Genomic DNA, 17,858 nt, shown 5'->3' with positions numbered 1-17,858 from the left:
AACCACCGCGCGCACTTCACCACTTGCGCTGCTTGCGTAAACACGAGAGAGGTCTTGCCACGCCTTGACTGACGCAGGGTTGGCGGCATCCCGAATTCCGAATTCCGGGGACAGTATACTTAATTGCCATGCCCCAGGAATTCCGGGGACAGGGAATTCCGGGGACAGTATACTTAATTGCCATGCCCGGCCTCCATGCGCGGTTTCGGGCCTCGTCTGAAAGGCCTCAGGCGTTGGCCCGTAGCAGCCTCCCGCCGTTTGATCCATTCCTCCGCTGCCAGCGGTCGGCCCGTGCGCAACCGGGCCTCAATCGTCTCGGCTAGTGCCTCTCCCTCTGCACCCAAGCCCCCCGCACCAAGCCCATGCCGCAGCATCGCCCGCCAATTGGGCGCGGTGCCTGCAAGAGCCTCCACAAGCATCGCACTCCAATTTCATGATCGCCCCCAGACAAAGATGGCCGCCAGGGCGCAAACCCCGGCGGCCATCATCTCCTCCCCAGGAGAAGGGCAGCGGCCATGTTTGGCTGGCTGGCGCGGTCAGCCGCTGTAGTAGGTGCCGAGCCGGTGATGCAGGGCGTTGATCCGGGCGAGCTCCTCGCGGTCTTCCGTGGTGCGGGCGTGGCTGGCGAGGGCTTCACGCAGCAATTTGAAATCCGCGGTGGAGAACAGGGCGCGGGCGCGGGATGGTTCCGGATTTTTTGCTTCGGTGTCGGACATTGATCTGTTCCTCGATCTCTCGCAGCAGTCTCAGGCAGCCGCGAATTGATTCATCGTATTGTGCGCGCCGCCAGCTTTCAGAGCCGCTTCGCCCGCAAAATATTCCTTGTGATCATCCCCGACGTCGGAGCCGGACATGTTCTGGTGCTTCACGCAGGCGATACCCTCGCGGATTTCCTTGCGCTGGACACCCTTAACATAGCCCAGCATCCCCTGGTCACCGAAATATTCCCTGGCCAGATTGTCCGTGCTGAGTGCGGCGGTGTGATAGGTCGGCAGAGTGATCAGATGGTGGAAGATGCCGGCCCGCGCCGCCGCATCGCGCTGGAAGGTGCGGATTTTCTCGTCGGCCTGCGCGGCCAGTTCGGTGCTGTCGTAATCCACGCTCATCAGCCGGTCCCGGTCATAGGCGGACACATCCGCGCCCTCCGCCTTCCACGCATCATAGACCTGCTGGCGGAAATTGAGCGTCCAGTTGAAGCTGGGCGAATTGTTGTACACCAGCTTCGCATTGGGAACGACTTCGCGGATGCGGTCGACCATGCCGGCGATCTGTTCGATATGCGGCTTTTCGGTTTCTATCCACAGCAGGTCCGCACCGTTCTGGAGCGAGGTGATGCAATCGAGCACGCAGCGATCTTCGCCGGTTCCGGTGCGGAACTGGAACAGGTTGGACGGCAGGCGCCTTGGCCGCAGCAATTTGCCTTCGCGGCTGAGGAATACGTCCCCGTTCTGCATCGCGGCGGGGTCCACTTCCTCGCAATCGAGGAAGCTGTTGTACTGGTCACCCAAATCGCCTTCTTCCTTGGTCACGGCGATCTGTTTCGTCAGGCCTGCGCCGAGCGAGTCGGTGCGGGCGACGATGATGCCGTCCTCGACGCCCATTTCCAGGAACGCATAACGGATCGCGCGGATCTTCTGCAGGAAATCCTCGTGCGGGACGGTAACCTTGCCGTCCTGGTGGCCGCACTGCTTCTCGTCGGAAACCTGGTTCTCGATCTGAATTGCGCAGGCGCCCGCTTCGATCATCTTCTTGGACAGCAGATAGGTCGCCTCGGCATTGCCGAAGCCCGCATCGATGTCGGCGATGATCGGAACCACATGGGTTTCGTAATTGTCGATCGCGATTTCGATCCGTTTGGCTTCGACTTCATCTCCGGCAGCGCGTGCAGCATCGAGATCGCGGAACATCCCGCCCAATTCGCGGGCGTCGGCCTGCTTGAGGAAGGTGTAGATCTCCGCAATCAGCGCAGGAACGCTGGTTTTTTCATGCATGGACTGATCGGGCTGGGGGCCGAATTCGCTGCGCAGCGCGGCAATCATCCAGCCTGACAGATACAGGTAGCGCTGATGCGTGCTGCCGAAGTGTTTCTTGATCGAAATCATCTTCTGCTGCGCGATGAACCCGTGCCAGCAGCCGAGCGACTGGGTGTATTGCGCCGGGTCGGCATCATAGGCAGCCATGTCGCGGCGCATGATCCTGGCAGTGTAGCGGGCGATGTCGAGACCGGTGTGGAAGCGGTTCTGCAACTGCATCCGCGCCGCCGATTCGGCACTGATGGCATTCCACGGTGCGCCAGCGGCAGCGATCGTCTGGTTCAGCAGGTTTATTTTGCCCTGATAGGTCATTGGCGTGGCTCCTGAATTATTGGCCGGGTTCAACCCGTCGTCATGACCACACTTATCCGCTGCAAAGCGCGCGAAAGACAGAAAAAACACAAAGTATCTTGTCAAATGGGCCAGTTTCGGTAATGGCGTCCTGTAACTTTGTAAATTTATTCACAGGGTGAGACATGGCTGAAGGTCCTCTATTTGCCGGTTCTGCGATGCGCCGCTTGCGCAAGCGGGAAGGGCTGACGCAGGCTGCAATGGCCGCCCGGTTGGAAATTTCGCCCAGCTATCTCAACCTCATCGAGCGCAACCAGCGTCCGCTTACGGCGCGGGTGCTGGTGCAGCTGGTCGACCGGTTCGATTTCGATTCCGCCGCCTTGCGCGAAAATGAAGCGATCGGCGGGATTGACGGGCTGGTCCGCCGGATGTCCGACGAGAGGTTCGCCGATCTCGGCATCGACCGCGACGAAGTGGCTGAATTCCTCGCCGCCGCACCGCAAGCCGCGGCCGCATTTGCGCGGCTGTTCGACAATGCCGGGGACGCAAGGGCCGAGGCGGACGAGCCGCTGCAGGCAACCCGGCGCGAGATCGAACGGTGGCGCAACCACTTTGCGGATCTCGACAATGCGGCGGAAGCGCTGGCGGACGAACTGCGCATTTCCCGCGCGGACATCGGCAGCGCGCTGGCCGAGCGCTTGCGCGACAAGCACCAATTGTCACTGCGCATCCTGCCGCAGGACGTCATGATGACGGCGGTTCGGAGGCTCGATCTGCACGCCCGTCAGTTGCAGATATCGGAAATGCTCGACCAGCCCGCGAGGAATTTTCAGGTGGCGATGCAGCTCGCCCAACTCGAACAGCGCGAGGCGATCGAGAATCTCGCCGCCGGCGGACAATTCGCCGACGATGCCGCGCGGCAATTGTTCCAGCGTCACCTGATCGGCTATTTCGCGGCGGCGCTGGTGATGCCTTATTCCCGGTTCCTGCGGGCCTGCGAGGCCACCGGGTATGATCTGCAGATCCTGATGCGGCGCTTTGGAGTCAGCCTCGAACAGCTTGCCCACCGGCTGACCACGCTGCAGCGCGTCGGCCAGCGCGGCCTGCCGTTCTTCATGGCCCGGGTGGACCGGGCAGGGCAGTTTTCCAAGCGCTTTACCGGTGCGAGCGGCACCAGCTTGCTCGACGGTAGCGCCAGCTGCCCGCTGTGGATCCCGCATTCGGCGTTCGAACGGGCGGGGCAATATTGCCGCCAGGTTGTCCATCTGCCCGAAGCCGGGGCTGCTCCGGCAAACTGGCTGACGATTGCCCGCACGGTAGAAGGCAGCTTCTTCGACGGCGTGACGCGCTTCGCGATCATTCTGGGCCTAGAGGCGCGGCTGGCGGGCAATCTGGCCCTGTCGCGCGGGCTTTCGCTGGACGAGGGCGATACCCAGCCGATCGGCCCCGGCTGCGCGGCCTGCCATATTCAGGACTGCCGCCAGCGCTCGCTCCCGCCAAGGGGCGCGAAGCTCTATTTCGAGCAGCTCAGCCATACCGACGCACCCTTCCAGTTCGGCTAGCGGCCTGCCGGGCATGGACGAATTCCGGGAACTTACGCGGCCTTCCCTCATTGCGCCTTTGAGTTGAGGGAGCATTGTAATGACCGAAGAACGCACCACCCGGGTCCAGGACCCCGACGGATCGACACACACCACGACCACGGTGGTCACCGATCACCCGGAACGCAGCGGCGGCGGCAAGGGCCTGATGTTCCTGATAGCCATCCTGGTATTGGCGGCAGTCGCGTATCTGGTCTTTTCGCAGATGGGCGGTGCAGAAATCGCCAAGGACAATGCCGTTGCCGAGGCAGCTTCCGACGTCGGAAACGCGGCCCAGCAGGCTGGCGACGCGGTTCAGGATGTCGCGGACGACGTCACCAACGACGAGTAACCTGAAATTAACGCTTGTGACGGGCGGAAAAGCGCCACCATTTTTAATGGTGTAAAGTTTACCGACATTTCATATCTGCGTCGTAATCCGGCAGTTCGAAGAAGGAACTCCGGACGCAGATGGCATGATCCGCCTGTTCAAACATTATATTCCCAACGCGGTTATGCTGCTGGGCTTGTTCGACCTGGGACTGCTGTTCCTGGCGGGTGAACTGGCGTGGCTGCTGCGTGCATGGCAGATCGGAATCGATGCGGGCGCGGTTGCCGACCGCGCCCTGCCGCTCTTCGGCTTCGCCCTGATCGTCTGGCTGGCGATGATTTCGGTTGGTATCTACGGTGCCGAGGCGACCCGATCGATGCGCTATGCCTGCGCGCGCCTGCTGGTTGCGGTCAGCCTTGGAATCATTGCGCTGTCGGTGATCGATTTCCTGCTTCCCGGCGCGACGTTCTGGCGATCGACACTTGTCTACGCGATGGTGCTGGCCATCATCCTGGCGATTCTCAACCGTCTGATCATCGGCGGCTTTCTGGGCACGTCGGCATTTCGGCGCCGGGTCATGGTGCTCGGCGCCGGATCGCGTGCGCAGCGGCTGAAAAAGCTGGCCGAGCGACCCGATAGCGGCTTCGTGATCGTGTCCTACATCGGCATGAACGAAAGCGAGACCGGCGTGCTGGAGGCAATTCCGCGCAGCGCGATCCATGATCTCGGCCGCTACGTGGAAAATCTCGGGCCGAGCGAAGTGGTGCTGGCGCTGGAGGAGCGGCGCAACGCGGTGCCGATGAAGGACCTGCTGCGGATCAAGACGATGGGTGTCCACGTCAACGATTTCAGCAGTTTCATGGAACGAGAGACCGGGCGGGTCGATCTTGATTCGGTCAATCCGAGCTGGCTGATCTTCTCCGACGGATTTTCCTCCGGGCGAATGATTTCCGGCGCTGCGAAGCGCGTGTTCGATATTTTCGCCAGTTCCGTGCTGCTGGCGCTGACCCTGCCGATTATTGCGCTGTTTGCAGTGCTGGTGAAACTCGACAGCAGCGGTTCGGCCTTTTTCCGCCAGACCCGCGTCGGTCTTTACGGACAGAATTTTCCCGTGATCAAGCTGCGCTCGATGAAATCCGATGCGGAAACCGGCGGTGCATCATGGGCGCAGCACGATGATCCGCGTATCACCCGCGTCGGCAAATTCATCCGCAAGGTCCGGATCGACGAATTGCCACAAACATGGAGCGTCCTGAAGGGCCACATGAGCTTCGTCGGCCCGCGCCCCGAAGTACCCGAATTCGTCGAGGAACTGAACGATCAGCTGCCATTCTATGCCGAACGGCACATGGTAAAGCCCGGGATTACCGGCTGGGCGCAGATCAATTACCCCTATGGCGCATCGATCGAGGATTCGCGGCACAAGCTGGAATACGACCTCTATTATGCCAAGAACTACACACCCTTCCTCGATCTGCTGATCCTGTTGCAGACGCTGCGCGTGATCCTGTGGCCGGAGGGCGCACGGTGACCGGCGGATCGACCGATTTCTGGACGCTGGCGAGCTTTGCACTCCACCTGGTCGGCGCGATTGTCTGCGCCATTGCCGCTGTGTGGGTGCTTCACCGCGGTGACGCCGACCGTCCCGATGGCGGGGCAAGTGTTGCCGCGCTGGGTCTTACTGCATTGTCATGCGGTCTGATTGCCGCCCTCGGGCCGGCTGCACCTGTTACAAATATTGCTGAAAGCGTCCGAAACCTCGCCTGGATCTTCGTGCTTTACCGGCTGTTTGTGGCCGATGGCCGTGATCGCGCGGTGGCCCCGATCAGGCCGGTAGTAGCGGCGCTGGTGTTCGTCGAGATTATGCAGACGCTGCTGCTGCTGTTCGATCTGCGCTCCGCAAACGCGTCCGAAATGGCAGAACTGGCTTTTGAAGTCAGCACCACCTTGCGCATCCTCGTGGCGATTGGCGCACTGGTGCTGCTGCATAATTTTTACGGCGGCGCATCAAGCGCGGCCCGGAAGGCTTACCGCTGGGCCGCTGCCGGGCTGGCGATGCTGTGGCTGTACGAATTGAATTTCCAGACAACCGCCTATCTGACCGGTGACCTTCCAGCCGAACTGTCCGCGCTGCGCGGGATCGTGTTTGCGGCGCTCGCAATTCTAGTCGCGATCGGCGCGAGTCAGGCTGGCGGAACCTTGATGCTGCGGCCGTCCCGCAAGGTGACCTTCCAGACATTATCGCTGCTGCTGATTGGCGGATATCTCGCGATCATGGTGCTGATCTCGGAATCGATCGCCCTGCAGCGGGGGGAACTGGCCCGGTTCACCCAGGTGGCGTTCGTTTTCGCGGCCTCGGTTTTCGCAATTCTTTGGCTGCCCTCGAAGCGGCTGCGCGGATGGCTGCGAGTGACCATGGTCAAGCATCTTTTCCAGCATCGCTACGATTACCGCGCCGAGTGGCTGCGTTTCACCCAGACATTGGGCCAGGGAGGTGAAAACTCGCATTCGCTGCACGAACGGGTGGTCCAGGCGCTGGCCGACATAACCGACAGCCCGTCGGGATTGCTGCTGCTGCCCAATGAGCAGGGCGCCTATGAACTCGCGTCCCGCTGGCAGTGGCGCGATATTGACGTACCGGCAGAAGCGATGTCGGGCCGGATGGCCTCGCTGCTGGAAAGCGGCAGCTTCGTGGTGGACCTGGATGAAGTAAGGCAGGGCGCCAACCGCTATGGTGAGGCTCCGCTGCTGCCCGAATGGTTGGCGGAGGAGCAGGATGCCTGGGCCCTGGTTCCCTTGCTCCATTTCGATCGGCTCACGGGGGTGGTGGTGCTCAGCCGACCGCTCTCGCCGCGCAATCTCGACTGGGAGGACTTCGACCTGCTGCGGGTCGTCGGCCAGCAACTGGCCAGCTATATTGCCGAACAGGCGGGGCAACATGCGTTGATGGAATCCGCGCGCTTTGAAGAATTCAACCGCCGCATTGCCTTTGTGATGCACGACATCAAGAACCTTGCCAGCCAGTTGACTCTGCTGGCGCGCAACGCGCAGCGCCATGCCGACAATCCGGAATTCCGGGCGGACATGCTGGTCACCCTGCGCAACAGTGCCGACAAGCTGAACAGCCTGCTGGCCCGGCTTGGCCGCTACGGCGGGCATGGCAGCGACCGGCGGGAACCGTTCGAACTGGCAAAAATCGTCAAGGCGGTGGCCGAGCAATATGGCAAGCTGCATCCGGTCCAGCTGATCCACGCAGACAGCTGCAAGGTGCTGGCCGATCCGGAGGCCCTGGAACAGGCGCTGATTCACCTCGTCCAGAATGCCGTCGATGCCAGCGACGAGAGATTCCCGGTAATGCTGGATGTTTCGAGCGATGGGGTGCTCGGCCGGGTCGATGTGATCGATTCGGGCTGCGGCATGAGCCCTGAATTCGTTCGTAACGGCCTGTTCAAACCCTTCGTATCGTCCAAGAACGCCGGTTTCGGCATCGGCGCATTCGAAGCCCGGGAACTGGTCACGGCCATGGGCGGCCGGCTCGACGTGGAATCCCGCGTAGGGTTGGGGACCCGCTTTGCCATTCAATTGCCGCTGGCCGCAGCCGCCGATCTGCTCGCCCGCACCGAAGCGCGGGCCCAAAACGATCCCACAACCGAGGTTGCATGATGGCCCTGCCAGACACGAAACACCTGCCGAAGCTGCTTATCGTGGAGGACGACGCGGGGCTGCAGGCACAGCTTAAATGGGCCTATGACGATTTCGACGTGACGATCGTCGGCACCCGGCAGGACGCGCTTGCCGCACTCCGGGCGGAGGAGCCCGCGGTGGTCACACTGGATCTCGGGCTGCCGCCCGACCCCGATGGAACTACCGAAGGCTTTGCCGTTCTCGACGCCATCATGGCGCTCAAACCGGACACGAAAGTCATCGTTGCTTCGGGCCATAATGCACGCGAAAGTGTGCTGCGGGCAATCGAGCACGGGGCTTATGATTTCTACCAGAAGCCGATCGATATCGAAGCGCTGGGATTGATCGTGAAACGGGCGATGAACCTGCATGTCATCGAACAGGAAAACCGGCACCTTGCGTCGCAGGTTGGTGAGGACAAGACAGTGCTCGGCCGCCTGATCACCGCCGCGCCGGAAATGGTCAAGGTCGCCCGGACGATCGAGCGGGTGGCGAAGACCAACGTCTCGGTGATGTTGCTGGGGGCAAGCGGAACCGGCAAGGAACTGCTCGCCAAGGGTCTGCATGACGCCAGCGACAGGAGCGGCGGTGCCTTCGTGGCAATCAACTGCGCCGCGATTCCGGAAAATCTGCTGGAAAGCGAATTGTTCGGCCATGAAAAGGGTGCCTTCACGGGTGCCGTCAAGACCACCGAGGGCAAGATCGAACAGGCGCATGGCGGTACGCTGTTTCTGGACGAAGTCGGCGATATTCCGCTCCCGCTGCAGGTCAAGCTGCTGCGGTTCCTGCAGGAACGCACGATTGAACGGATCGGCGGGCGCAAGACGATCGAAGTCGACACGCGAATCGTGTGCGCGACTCACCAGGACCTTGAGGCGATGATCGGCGAAGCGCAGTTCCGCGAGGATCTGTTCTACCGGCTCGCCGAAATCGTCATCAAGATTCCTTCGCTGGCAGAGCGGCCCGGCGACCCGACGTTGCTCGCGAAGGCCTTCCTCAAGCGCTTTTCGGCGGAAATGAACCCGCAGGTTACCGGCTTTGCGAAGGATGCGCTGGCGGCAATCGATGGCTGGGGCTGGCCGGGAAATGTCCGTGAACTGGAAAACCGGGTCAAGCGCGCGGTCATCATGGCGGACAGCAAGCTGGTCGGCGCGGAGGATCTCGATCTGCACGAGGCCGGAGAAGAGGAGGCGCTTCCGCTGAACCTCAAATCCGCGCGCGAACAATCGGACCGCAAGGTCATCCGCCACGCGCTCGCCCGCAGTGAAGGCAATATTTCCAGCACTGCCAAGATGCTCGGGATCAGCCGGCCGACACTGTACGACCTGCTCAAGCAGTATGACCTGCAGGCCTGAAGCGCGAACGGTTCTGCGCACAATTGGTGGCGGGCTTGGGGCAATCCTGCTGCTGCTCGCCGCGTGCTCCGAGCCGCTTCCGGAAGCTGCGCCGATAGAACGGGCGCAGCAGGCTCTGGCGGCGCAGGACGGGCTGGGGGCGGAGATAATCCTGCGCGAAATGCTCGCGGGTGGGACGCCCGAAATGGAAATTGCTGCCTATCTGGGTGAGGCGGAATTGCAGCAGGGCCAGATCGCGGAGGCGCGCCGCTGGCTCGAAAGCAGCAGCTTCACTCCTGCAACGGCCGGGCGCGGGTTCCATATGCTTGGCCGAGCGCGAATGCGCGAAGGCAATTTGCCGGAAGCTGGGATGGCGTTCGATCGTGCGCTCGAATTTATCCCGGAAAGTCCGGATCTATGGGTTGATATCGGCCGGCTTCGCTATCTCGGAGGTGAGCACCGGCAGGCTGTCGATGCGAGCATCCGAGCTGCCGAGCTGGGGCCCCAAAACGTGGCCGCACTGCAATTCCGGGCTCAGCTGGTCCGCGATGCCGCCGGACCGGAAGCGGCGCTGCCCTGGTACGAGGCGGCGCTGGAAAGCAATCGCGATAATTTGGCGCTGATGGGAGATTACGCCGCCACCCTGGGCGAGCTTGGCCAGCTTAAGGATATGCTGGTCGTGGTCCGGCGGATGATCGAACTGGACGAAGAAAATTCGCAGGCTTTTTACCTGCAGGCGGTGCTGGCCGCGCGCGGGGGCCGTTTCGATCTGGCGCGTAATCTGCTGGACCGTAGTGGAAGTTTGCAACGGGAAACTCCGGCGGCAATGTTGCTGTCAGGCATAATTGATCTCGAAACCGGCAATCATGCCAGTGCTTCGCAAATGTTCGACCGGCTTGAGCGGATGCAGCCCGACAATGCGCGTATCCGCCTGCTGGCGGCGCGGTCGCTGGCGCTCGGCGGCAAGCACCGCGAATTGGTGCACCGCTTCGAAGATCGCGCAGGCCAGCCGGGCGCGCCGCCCTATCTGACGACACTGGTCGGCCGCTCCTACGAAGTTCTGGGCGAGCGGGCCAAAGCCGCGCTTTATCTCGATCTGGCGGCGCGCAGCACGGCAACCGGATTGCGGCCCTTGCCCTCTGCGACCAGCCTGGACGTGGCACTCGCCCGCGGGCCGAAGACCGGGCCGGACGCGGCCGCGCTGGTGCGGGCGCTGCTTGGGGCAGGGCAGCCCGCCGCTGCTATCGACAATGCCGAGGCGTTTCTCCGCCTAGCACCAGGGTCCGGCGATGCCGCGGCGCTGGCGGGCGATGCCTATATCTTTGCCGGTCAGGGCAGGAAGGCGGCGGAATATTACGCGAATGCTGCGGAGATCCGGCAGTTCTGGCCGCTGGCCCGGCGGATGGTCGCTGCCGAACTGGCGGCAGGCAGGCGGCAATCCGCGTTGACCCTGCTGGAATACCAGCTGGCGAAGAACTCGGCGAATACTGAGGCTGCGGTGATGCTGGCCAGAGCCGAATTGCAATCCGGCAATGCGGCAAAGGCGGGTCTTCTTCTCGACCTGGCTATCGCCAACGGAGCGGCCCGTGATCCGCAGGTGTGGATGCTGCGCGCCGAGACTGCGCTGGCGCTGGACGACGCAGAGACAGCGCGCGAAGCTGCTATTCGTGCCTATTCGCTGCAAAGGATGAATCCGGAAGCGACCGGCCTGCTCGCGCGGATCCTGACACAGACAGGTGGCAGTGATGCGCAGGCGCAGGCGCTGGCGCACAAGGCGGCGAGGCTGCAGCGGCGCTAAGCGCTCGACAAGCTGCCGATTTGTCGGGCAGGGCAGCGGCGATGTTCTCCCGTATCGATCCCATGGTCCGCCTGCTGGTTCTGGCGACGCTGCTCGCCAGCCTGTTTCCTGCCACCGGGCCATACCGGGACGGCGCGCAGCTCGTCAGCAACGCTGCGGTGTTCCTGCTGTTTTTCCTCAACGGAATGCGTCTCTCCCGCCGAGATGTCGCGCGGGGGATGGCGAACTGGCGGTACCTGTCGGTCTTGGCGCTATGGTCCTTCGGTGCACTGGCGCTGGTCGGACTGGGATTTGCCCGGGGGATGGAAGGACTGGTTCCGCCGCTGGTGGCGCTCGGGTTTCTCTATCTTGGGGTGCTGCCATCCACGGTCCAGTCGGCAACGGCCTACACATCGATGGCGGGCGGTAATGTAGCCATAGCCGTGGTGGCTGCGGCGCTGCTCAACATATTGGGCGTTTTCGTCAGCGTCCCGATCTTCGCTGCGCTCGGCGGCGGGGCGGAGGCAGAACTGGGCACCAGCGGGCTGGTGAAGATATTCCTCGTTCTGATCCTGCCGTTTGCGCTGGGCCAAATGCTGCAATCGCGCGGTGGGCAATTCGTGCACGACCATCCAGTGCTGATCCGCGGGATGGACCGCGCCGCCATCTCTATCGCTGTCTACGTAGCGTTTTCCGGCGCGGTCGAACAGGGTATCTGGGGACTGCTGGACGCCGCAAGCTGGGGCTGGCTGCTGGGCGGGCTGATCGCCATGCTGACTGCGGCCTACGGCGGCGCATGGCTTCTGGGCGGGGCGATGCGGCTGGACCGGGCGGACCGGATCGCGTTCCTGTTCGGCGGCGGACACAAGAGCGTCGCGATGGGCGCCCCGCTCGCTCTCGTGCTGTTTCCCGCCGCGACCGCTGGCCTAATTCTGGTCCCGCTGCTGATCTACCACCTGCTGCAACTGGTGGTATCCGCGCCGCTCGCTAATCGTTTAAGCGCGGCTCCACAGTAGCGACAATTTCGCGCCGGTTGTGACGGATCGACCACCACAGCGAAAGTCCGATCAGGGTAGCACCGATAAGGCCGGTAACCGTTTCCGGGATATGGAAAACCGCCGAAACCAGCATGATCCCGCCGAGTGCGATAATCGCCCAGAACGCGCCATGTTCCAGAAAACGATACTGCGCCAGGGTACCCTTTTCGACCAGGTGAATGGTCATCGAACGGACGAACATTGCCCCGATCGACAGGCCGAGAGCGATGATCACCATATTGTTGGACAAGGCGAAGGCGCCGATCACCCCGTCGAAACTGAAGGATGCGTCGAGTACATTGAGATAGAGAAAACCGCCGAGGCCGGACCTGACAACCATACCGGCCCTTTTCTTCGCTTCCTCCTGCAGTTCCAGAATGGTGCCGACCGCTTCTACGGCGATGAATGTCACCAGCCCGAGTACGCCAGCAACGATGAAGGTCAGGGCATCTTCATCCGGCAGAAGTGTCGATATCGCCCAGATAACCAGCAGCAACAGCGCGATCTCGGCAGCCTGAACCGAGGAAACGGTTTTCAGCCGCGTTTCGATCACCGCGATCCAGTGCACGTCCTTGTCGGCGTCGAAGAAGAATTTCAGGCCAACCATCGCCAGAAACGCGCCGCCGAAACCCGCAATGCCGATATGGGCGGAGGAAACGATTTCCTCGTATCGGACAGGATCGTTGAGCGACAGATTTACCGCCTCGATCGGCCCCAGTCCGGCGGCAATGGCAACAATGGCCAGCGGGAACACGATCCGCATCCCGAACACCGCAAAGGCCATCCCCCAGGTCAGGAACCGGCGTTGCCAGATCCTGTCCATATCCTTGAGCACCGTGGCGTTCACCACCGCGTTGTCGAAGCTGAGCGAGATCTCCAGCACCGAAAGGACGGCGATGATCCACAGGATTCCTGCCGTCGCGGCGATATTGCCGCCCGTGCTGCTCCACCCGTACCAGACGCCCAGGCCCAGGCAGATGAGGGTAAAGATCAGGGATGCGCGATAGTAATGGAACACGGTGCGAATTCCCGGCAAAATGAGGTCAGAAACGAATTTGGCCCGCTAGGCAAGTTGGGCCGCGGACACAAGGGATCGTCGAAGTTCAATCCTTCGGCTGGTAAGTCTGTTCCGGCCCCGGGAAATCACGGCTGCGCACTTCCCCGGCATACCGGATCACGGTTTTCTCGATGATGCCGGCGATGTCCTCGTACCGCTTGACGAAGCGCGGCACCCGTTCGAACATCCCCAGCATGTCTTCGGTCACCAGCACCTGTCCATCGCACCGGGCGGATGCGCCGATCCCGATGGTGGGGCAGGCGACCGCCTTGGTGACTTCGATCGCGATAGGTTCGATGACGCCTTCGATCACAATTGCGAACGCGCCCGCCTGGTCGAGTGCCTTGGCATCGGCCACGATCTTGTCCGCTTCGCTGTCGCTGCGACCGCGGGCAGCGTAGCCGCCAAGGACGTTGACCGCCTGCGGGGTGAGCCCGACATGGCCCATCACCGGGATACCGCGCTGGTTAAGGAACGCCACGGTTTCCGCCATTGCCGCGCCGCCCTCCAACTTTACCGCAGCCGCGCCGGTCTGCTTAAGCAGGAGCGCCGCACTTTCGAACGCCTGTTGCGGCGATCCCTCGTAGGAACCGAAGGGCATATCGATCACCACCACCGCGTGATAACTGCCGCGAACGACCGCGGCACCGTGGTTTGCCATCATCTCCAGCGTGACGGGTATGGTGGAGGGTAGTCCGTAGATTACCTGACCCAGGGAATCCCCCACCAGCAACAGGTCGCAATGTTCGTCCAGCAATTGCGCCTGCCGTGCGGTATAGGCGGTCAACATCACCAGCGGTTCCGCCGTGACCCCGTCCTGCTTGCGCTCGCGGATTTTGGGCACCGTCAGGCGGCGCATGGGCTGCGGCGTCGGATTGGCGCGGCTGGTCGAGGTGTCGAGCTGGAATGTGGTGGACATCGCGCCGGTTTAGCCGCGGGGCCAGATAAACGCAAAGTCGATAAATCGGCCCGGCCTCTCGACGCACGAAGTATTTCTCTCCACAAGCTGGGTCAGAAAAGCGCACCCCGAGAGTGTGCGGACGAACAAACGGAGATTTTGCTCAATGGTTGTCACACCCGGATCCGACGGAATGCCCCCGCACGAAGGCTGGTCTTCCCGCACCGCCTTTATCCTGGCGGCCATCGGCTCTGCGGTTGGCCTCGGCAATCTGGTCCGCTTCCCGGCGGAAGCAGCTGCCAATGGTGGCGGGGCCTTTGTCCTGTTCTATATTTTCTGCATCCTGCTGATCGGTCTGCCGGTGCTGCTGTCCGAAACCCTGATCGGGCGGTTCGGGCAATCGTCCGCGACGATCAGCGTCCGGCGCATGGCCGAAGCCTCGAAAGCCTCCCGCTATTGGGAAGGGCTCGCCGGGATGGGTGTGCTGGGATCGTTCATGATCCTTGCGTTTTACTGCGTGATCGGCGGCTGGGTGCTGTATTATATCGGCCTGTTCGGGGCGGATCTGTTCGCCAGCGGCGTCACTGGAGGAGCGCTGACGGGGATGAGCGCCGAAGGCATCGCCGCGATCTTCCCTGCCTTGCAGGAAAATGGCCTGATGATGACGGGGCTGGACATCGCGTTTGTGGCCATCACTCTGTATTTCGTGGCGCGCGGCGTGGCCGGCGGAATCGAAATTGTCGCGGTATGGTTGATGCCGGCCTTTTTCATCCTGCTGCTTGGCATCACGATTTATGGCGCATTCAACGGGGCTTTCACCGAAGCGGTGGTGTACCTGTTTACCACTGATTTTTCGAAACTCACCGGCAGCGTCATGTTGGCTGCTGTAGGGCAGGCATTCTTCTCGCTGTCGCTGGGGATGGCGGGGATGATGACTTATGGCTCCTACGTCAGCCGCGAGGTGAACCTGGCGGGAACATCGGCTATCGTCGCAGCTTCCGACACCGCGGTCGCCCTGATCGCGGGGCTGTGCGTCTTCCCCATTGTTCTCGCCGCCGGGCTTTCGACCGAGGGCGGACTGGGGCTGATGTTCAACACATTGCCTCATGCCTTCCAATCGATGCCCGGCGGATCGATTATCGGCCTGCTGTTCTTCATCATGGTCGGATTCGCGGCGCTGACCAGTTCGGTCGCCTTGATGGAGGTGCCAACCGCCTGGGCGCGAGAAAAATTCAACACCCCGCGTGCGCTGACGGCGATTGTGATTGCCGGTCTGGCCATGGCGCTGGGGGCTGCGTCGGCCTATTCCTTTAGCACCCTCGCCGATTTCCACCCCCTCGGATTGATCCCGCTGTTTGCGGGTGAAACCGTGTTCGAAACACTCGATAGCGTCACGGCTAAGCTGTTCATGCCGATTGGCGCGATCCTGACGTCGATATTCGTCGGCTGGATCGCCGAACGGCGTCTGATCGACAGCCAAACCGGCTTGACCGGTGGGATGCACCAGTTCTGGCGATTCCTGGTCAGGTGGCTGTGCCCGCTGGTGCTGTCGCTTATCCTCATCGTCGGAATTTTTCCTTCTGTTGCGGGTGGATAGGCAGGCCACATTTTTCCGATTGCAGCCACTCGAAAAGAGCATAAAAGCACCGGCTTGGACTGGCGAGGCGGGTAGTTCCCATTCCGGGTCCGGGAGAGTTCGGGAAATTATGCTTACAGGCCGGGTAAAGCCGCTCAGCGCCATTCTGGCTGCGGCGGAGAAAAAGTCGCTTCATCGTTCGTTAGGCTGGTTCCAATTGATGCTGTTCGGCATCGGCTGCGTGATCGGCACGGGCATATTCGTCCTCACCGCGGCGGGCGCGCAGAAGGCCGGACCTGGCCTGATGCTGGCTTTCGCCATCGCCGGCGTCATCTGTATCGTCGCGGCGCTGTGCTATGCCGAAATTGCCGCGATGATCCCGGTGTCGGGGTCGGCCTATACCTATACCTATGCGACCATGGGCGAATTTCTCGCCTGGACCGTGGGCTGGGCGCTGATCCTGGAATACGCCGTTGCCGCCAGCGCGGTGTCGGTCGGCTGGTCGGGCTATTTCAGCGGGACCATATTGAGCGAGTTCTTCGGATTGAATTTGCCGGCATGGCTGGCGGCGGGGCCGCTCGCCCTTGGCGGTGCACCGGGCGGGCTGATCAATTTGCCGGCGCTGGTAATCGCGCTGCTGGTGACCTGGCTGCTGATGCTGGGCACACGCGAATCTGCCATGTTCAACGCGATCCTGGTGGCCATCAAGGTGACCGCGCTGACCGTGTTCATCTTCCTCACCATCCCCGCAGTTGAGCTGGCGAATTTCAATCCCTTCCTGCCCGCCGGCGTATTCGGCGGGCTGGGCTCGGGTGTCGGTGCCGTAGGCGCGGCAGCGACGATCTTCTTCGCCTATGTCGGGTTCGACGCGGTTTCCACCGCGGCGGAGGAAACCAAGGACCCGCAGCGCAACGTGCCGATCGGTCTGGTCGGATCGCTGCTGTTCTGCACGGTGTTCTATATCCTGGTCGCGGCCGGAGCCATCGGGACCATCGGCGGGCAACCGATCATGGGGCCGAACGGAGTGCCGTTCCCCGCTGGATCGGAGCAATTGGCGCTGCAATGCGCGATGCCGCAATATTCCCAGATGCTGGTCTGTTCGGACGAGGCGCTGGCGCATGTGCTGCGCGAGATCGGTTTTTCCAAGGTCGGTAACGCCCTGGGTATTGCCGCGTTCCTGGCGCTGCCATCGGTGATCCTGGTGCTGATTTTTGCCCAGACGCGCATTTTCTTCGTGATGAGCCGCGACGGTTTGCTGCCCGATGTCCTCAGCCGCGTTCATCCCAAGTGGAAAACGCCGCACATCGTCACCGCCATCACCGGCGTCGTGGTAGCCGTGGGCGCTGCCTTCTTCCCGGTCGGGCAACTGGCTGATATCGCCAATGCGGGAACGCTGTATGCCTTCATGATGGTGGCGATTGCCGTGATGGTGCTGCGCAAGACATCTCCCGACGTCAAACGCAGTTTCCGTACTCCGGCGCTGTGGTTTGTCGGGCCCGCCACCATTGCCGGATGTATTTTCCTGTTCGCCAACCTGCCGTTCGCGGCAATGCTGGTGCTGCCGGTGTGGGGCGGGATCGGCCTGATCGTTTATTTCGGATACAGCCGCAGCCGCAGCCATCTTGGGCGCGGGATAGTGGAAGTGGTGGACGAGATCGCCGGCGAAGACACCATGATTCCGATCAATCCGCAGTAAAATCGCTGATTGTCGCAGGCATCAAATAAGGCCGCTTCCATAACGGGAGCGGCCTTTTTGTTTTCGGTGAGCCCGGATCAGAGGGTCGTTTCTGTATGCTGCTTCTGTGCATCGTCATGGACCGTCATGCCGAGCGCCATCTTGGCGGTGTCGAGCAGCCCCATGTCGCCGTTCCACAATTCTGCTGCGCCGAGGTCCATGCGCAGGAACAATATGTCGGGATCGTTCTTGCGCTCGTCGTACCACGCCTCGACGAAATTGCTCCAGAACTGGTCGAAACGCTCCTGGCTGGTTTCCACCGACAGGGTGCCGTGGAACCGGGCGAACATCTCGTGGCCTTTGCCCTCGAAGGTAGCTGTAACCGGCCCCAAAGCGGCAAAGCTGCTGTTCTTCTGGGTATAGAACCAGATTGAGCTGTCGGCGTTTTTGTCGAGCTGCGCGGTCATCGGCACCGCGGTCGAGGGATCGCGATCCAGCTGAAGCATGATGAAGGGCGAATCGGCCATCGCCGTCCAGAACTTCTTCTTGAGCTCGTCGGCTTTTCCGGCGGAATATTTCATGGGG

14 protein-coding genes are annotated in these 17,858 nt (G+C 61.9%); 9 read left to right on the top strand and 5 right to left on the bottom strand.

Going from position 1 to position 17,858, the window contains the following annotated elements; all coding sequences use genetic code 11:
• Window positions 1–536 precede the first annotated feature (536 nt).
• Both U0988_RS07810 and U0988_RS07805 read right to left on the bottom strand, forming a co-directional pair.
• Window positions 537–716 carry a hypothetical protein gene (locus U0988_RS07810; protein ID WP_322292065.1) on the bottom strand — a complete coding sequence of 60 codons (180 nt, stop codon included), beginning with the start codon at window positions 714–716 and terminating at the stop codon, window positions 537–539.
• A gap of 30 nt (window positions 717–746) precedes the next feature.
• Window positions 747–2,345, bottom strand: a complete 1,599-nt coding sequence (locus U0988_RS07805) for an isocitrate lyase (protein WP_322292064.1) — start codon at window positions 2,343–2,345, stop codon at window positions 747–749.
• Between the two features lie 164 nt (window positions 2,346–2,509).
• Here U0988_RS07805 and U0988_RS07800 point away from each other — a divergent pair, with 164 nt between their 5' ends.
• The 7 genes from U0988_RS07800 (at window position 2,510) to U0988_RS07770 (ending at window position 12,046) form a co-directional block, all read left to right on the top strand.
• Window positions 2,510–3,886 (top strand): helix-turn-helix domain-containing protein, encoded by a 1,377-nt coding sequence (locus tag U0988_RS07800; RefSeq protein ID WP_322292063.1) that lies wholly within the window; start codon window positions 2,510–2,512, stop codon window positions 3,884–3,886.
• Between the two features lie 79 nt (window positions 3,887–3,965).
• Window positions 3,966–4,256 carry a hypothetical protein gene (locus U0988_RS07795; protein ID WP_322292062.1) on the top strand — a complete coding sequence of 97 codons (291 nt, stop codon included), beginning with the start codon at window positions 3,966–3,968 and terminating at the stop codon, window positions 4,254–4,256.
• 124 nt (window positions 4,257–4,380) lie between these two features.
• Window positions 4,381–5,766 (top strand): TIGR03013 family XrtA/PEP-CTERM system glycosyltransferase, encoded by a 1,386-nt coding sequence (locus U0988_RS07790; protein WP_322292061.1) that lies wholly within the window; start codon window positions 4,381–4,383, stop codon window positions 5,764–5,766.
• Window positions 5,745–7,898 carry an XrtA/PEP-CTERM system histidine kinase PrsK gene (prsK, locus tag U0988_RS07785; protein WP_322292060.1) on the top strand — a complete coding sequence of 718 codons (2,154 nt, stop codon included), beginning with the start codon at window positions 5,745–5,747 and terminating at the stop codon, window positions 7,896–7,898. The genes U0988_RS07790 and prsK overlap by 22 nt, the downstream gene beginning before the upstream one ends.
• Window positions 7,898–9,274, top strand: a complete 1,377-nt coding sequence (gene prsR / locus U0988_RS07780; RefSeq protein WP_416172378.1) for a PEP-CTERM-box response regulator transcription factor — start codon at window positions 7,898–7,900, stop codon at window positions 9,272–9,274. The genes prsK and prsR overlap by 1 nt, the downstream gene beginning before the upstream one ends.
• Window positions 9,258–11,051, top strand: a complete 1,794-nt coding sequence (locus U0988_RS07775; protein WP_322292058.1) for a tetratricopeptide repeat protein — start codon at window positions 9,258–9,260, stop codon at window positions 11,049–11,051. Before prsR ends, U0988_RS07775 begins: the two co-directional genes overlap by 17 nt.
• A 41-nt stretch (window positions 11,052–11,092) precedes the next feature.
• Window positions 11,093–12,046 carry a bile acid:sodium symporter family protein gene (locus U0988_RS07770; RefSeq protein ID WP_322292057.1) on the top strand — a complete coding sequence of 318 codons (954 nt, stop codon included), beginning with the start codon at window positions 11,093–11,095 and terminating at the stop codon, window positions 12,044–12,046.
• Here U0988_RS07770 and U0988_RS07765 read toward each other — a convergent pair.
• A complete protein-coding gene (locus U0988_RS07765) occupies window positions 12,018–13,094 on the bottom strand; it encodes a DUF475 domain-containing protein (RefSeq protein ID WP_322292066.1) in 1,077 nt (358 codons plus the stop codon). The genes U0988_RS07770 and U0988_RS07765 overlap by 29 nt on opposite strands.
• Window positions 13,095–13,170: 76 nt before the next feature.
• The gene (panB, locus tag U0988_RS07760) at window positions 13,171–14,043 is read right to left on the bottom strand and encodes a 3-methyl-2-oxobutanoate hydroxymethyltransferase (protein WP_322292056.1); all 873 of its coding nucleotides are present in this window, start codon (window positions 14,041–14,043) and stop codon (window positions 13,171–13,173) included.
• Between the two features lie 145 nt (window positions 14,044–14,188).
• Here panB and U0988_RS07755 point away from each other — a divergent pair, with 145 nt between their 5' ends.
• Complete coding sequence (locus U0988_RS07755; RefSeq protein ID WP_322292055.1) at window positions 14,189–15,619, top strand: sodium-dependent transporter; 1,431 nt, start codon at window positions 14,189–14,191, stop codon at window positions 15,617–15,619.
• A 109-nt stretch (window positions 15,620–15,728) separates the two neighbouring features.
• Window positions 15,729–17,294, top strand: a complete 1,566-nt coding sequence (locus U0988_RS07750) for an amino acid permease (RefSeq protein WP_322292054.1) — start codon at window positions 15,729–15,731, stop codon at window positions 17,292–17,294.
• 77 nt (window positions 17,295–17,371) lie between these two features.
• On the opposite strand, the gene U0988_RS07745 is transcribed toward U0988_RS07750, so the two are convergent.
• Window positions 17,372–17,858: pyridoxamine 5'-phosphate oxidase family protein (locus U0988_RS07745; protein WP_322292053.1), on the bottom strand; the 487-nt coding region annotated here is incomplete at its 5' end.

It is taken from the genome of Allopontixanthobacter sp., assembly GCF_034376665.1.
Classification (GTDB): Bacteria; Pseudomonadota; Alphaproteobacteria; order Sphingomonadales; family Sphingomonadaceae; genus Allopontixanthobacter.
Note: the sequence above shows the minus strand (reverse complement) of the source record. Positions and strands in the feature narration are given on the sequence as shown.

What these genes read in the sequence shown, in the direction of transcription:
- U0988_RS07810 (WP_322292065.1), bottom strand. Translation starts at nt 716, where the DNA reads ATGTCCGACACCGAAGCAAAAAATCCGGAACCATCCCGCGCCCGCGCC.
- U0988_RS07805 (WP_322292064.1), bottom strand. Translation starts at nt 2,345, where the DNA reads ATGACCTATCAGGGCAAAATAAACCTGCTGAACCAGACGATCGCTGCC.
- U0988_RS07800 (WP_322292063.1), top strand. Translation starts at nt 2,510, where the DNA reads ATGGCTGAAGGTCCTCTATTTGCCGGTTCTGCGATGCGCCGCTTGCGC.
- U0988_RS07795 (WP_322292062.1), top strand. Translation starts at nt 3,966, where the DNA reads ATGACCGAAGAACGCACCACCCGGGTCCAGGACCCCGACGGATCGACA.
- U0988_RS07790 (WP_322292061.1), top strand. Translation starts at nt 4,381, where the DNA reads ATGATCCGCCTGTTCAAACATTATATTCCCAACGCGGTTATGCTGCTG.
- prsR (WP_416172378.1), top strand. Translation starts at nt 7,898, where the DNA reads ATGGCCCTGCCAGACACGAAACACCTGCCGAAGCTGCTTATCGTGGAG.
- U0988_RS07775 (WP_322292058.1), top strand. Translation starts at nt 9,258, where the DNA reads ATGACCTGCAGGCCTGAAGCGCGAACGGTTCTGCGCACAATTGGTGGC.
- U0988_RS07770 (WP_322292057.1), top strand. Translation starts at nt 11,093, where the DNA reads ATGTTCTCCCGTATCGATCCCATGGTCCGCCTGCTGGTTCTGGCGACG.
- panB (WP_322292056.1), bottom strand. Translation starts at nt 14,043, where the DNA reads ATGTCCACCACATTCCAGCTCGACACCTCGACCAGCCGCGCCAATCCG.
- U0988_RS07755 (WP_322292055.1), top strand. Translation starts at nt 14,189, where the DNA reads ATGGTTGTCACACCCGGATCCGACGGAATGCCCCCGCACGAAGGCTGG.
- U0988_RS07750 (WP_322292054.1), top strand. Translation starts at nt 15,729, where the DNA reads ATGCTTACAGGCCGGGTAAAGCCGCTCAGCGCCATTCTGGCTGCGGCG.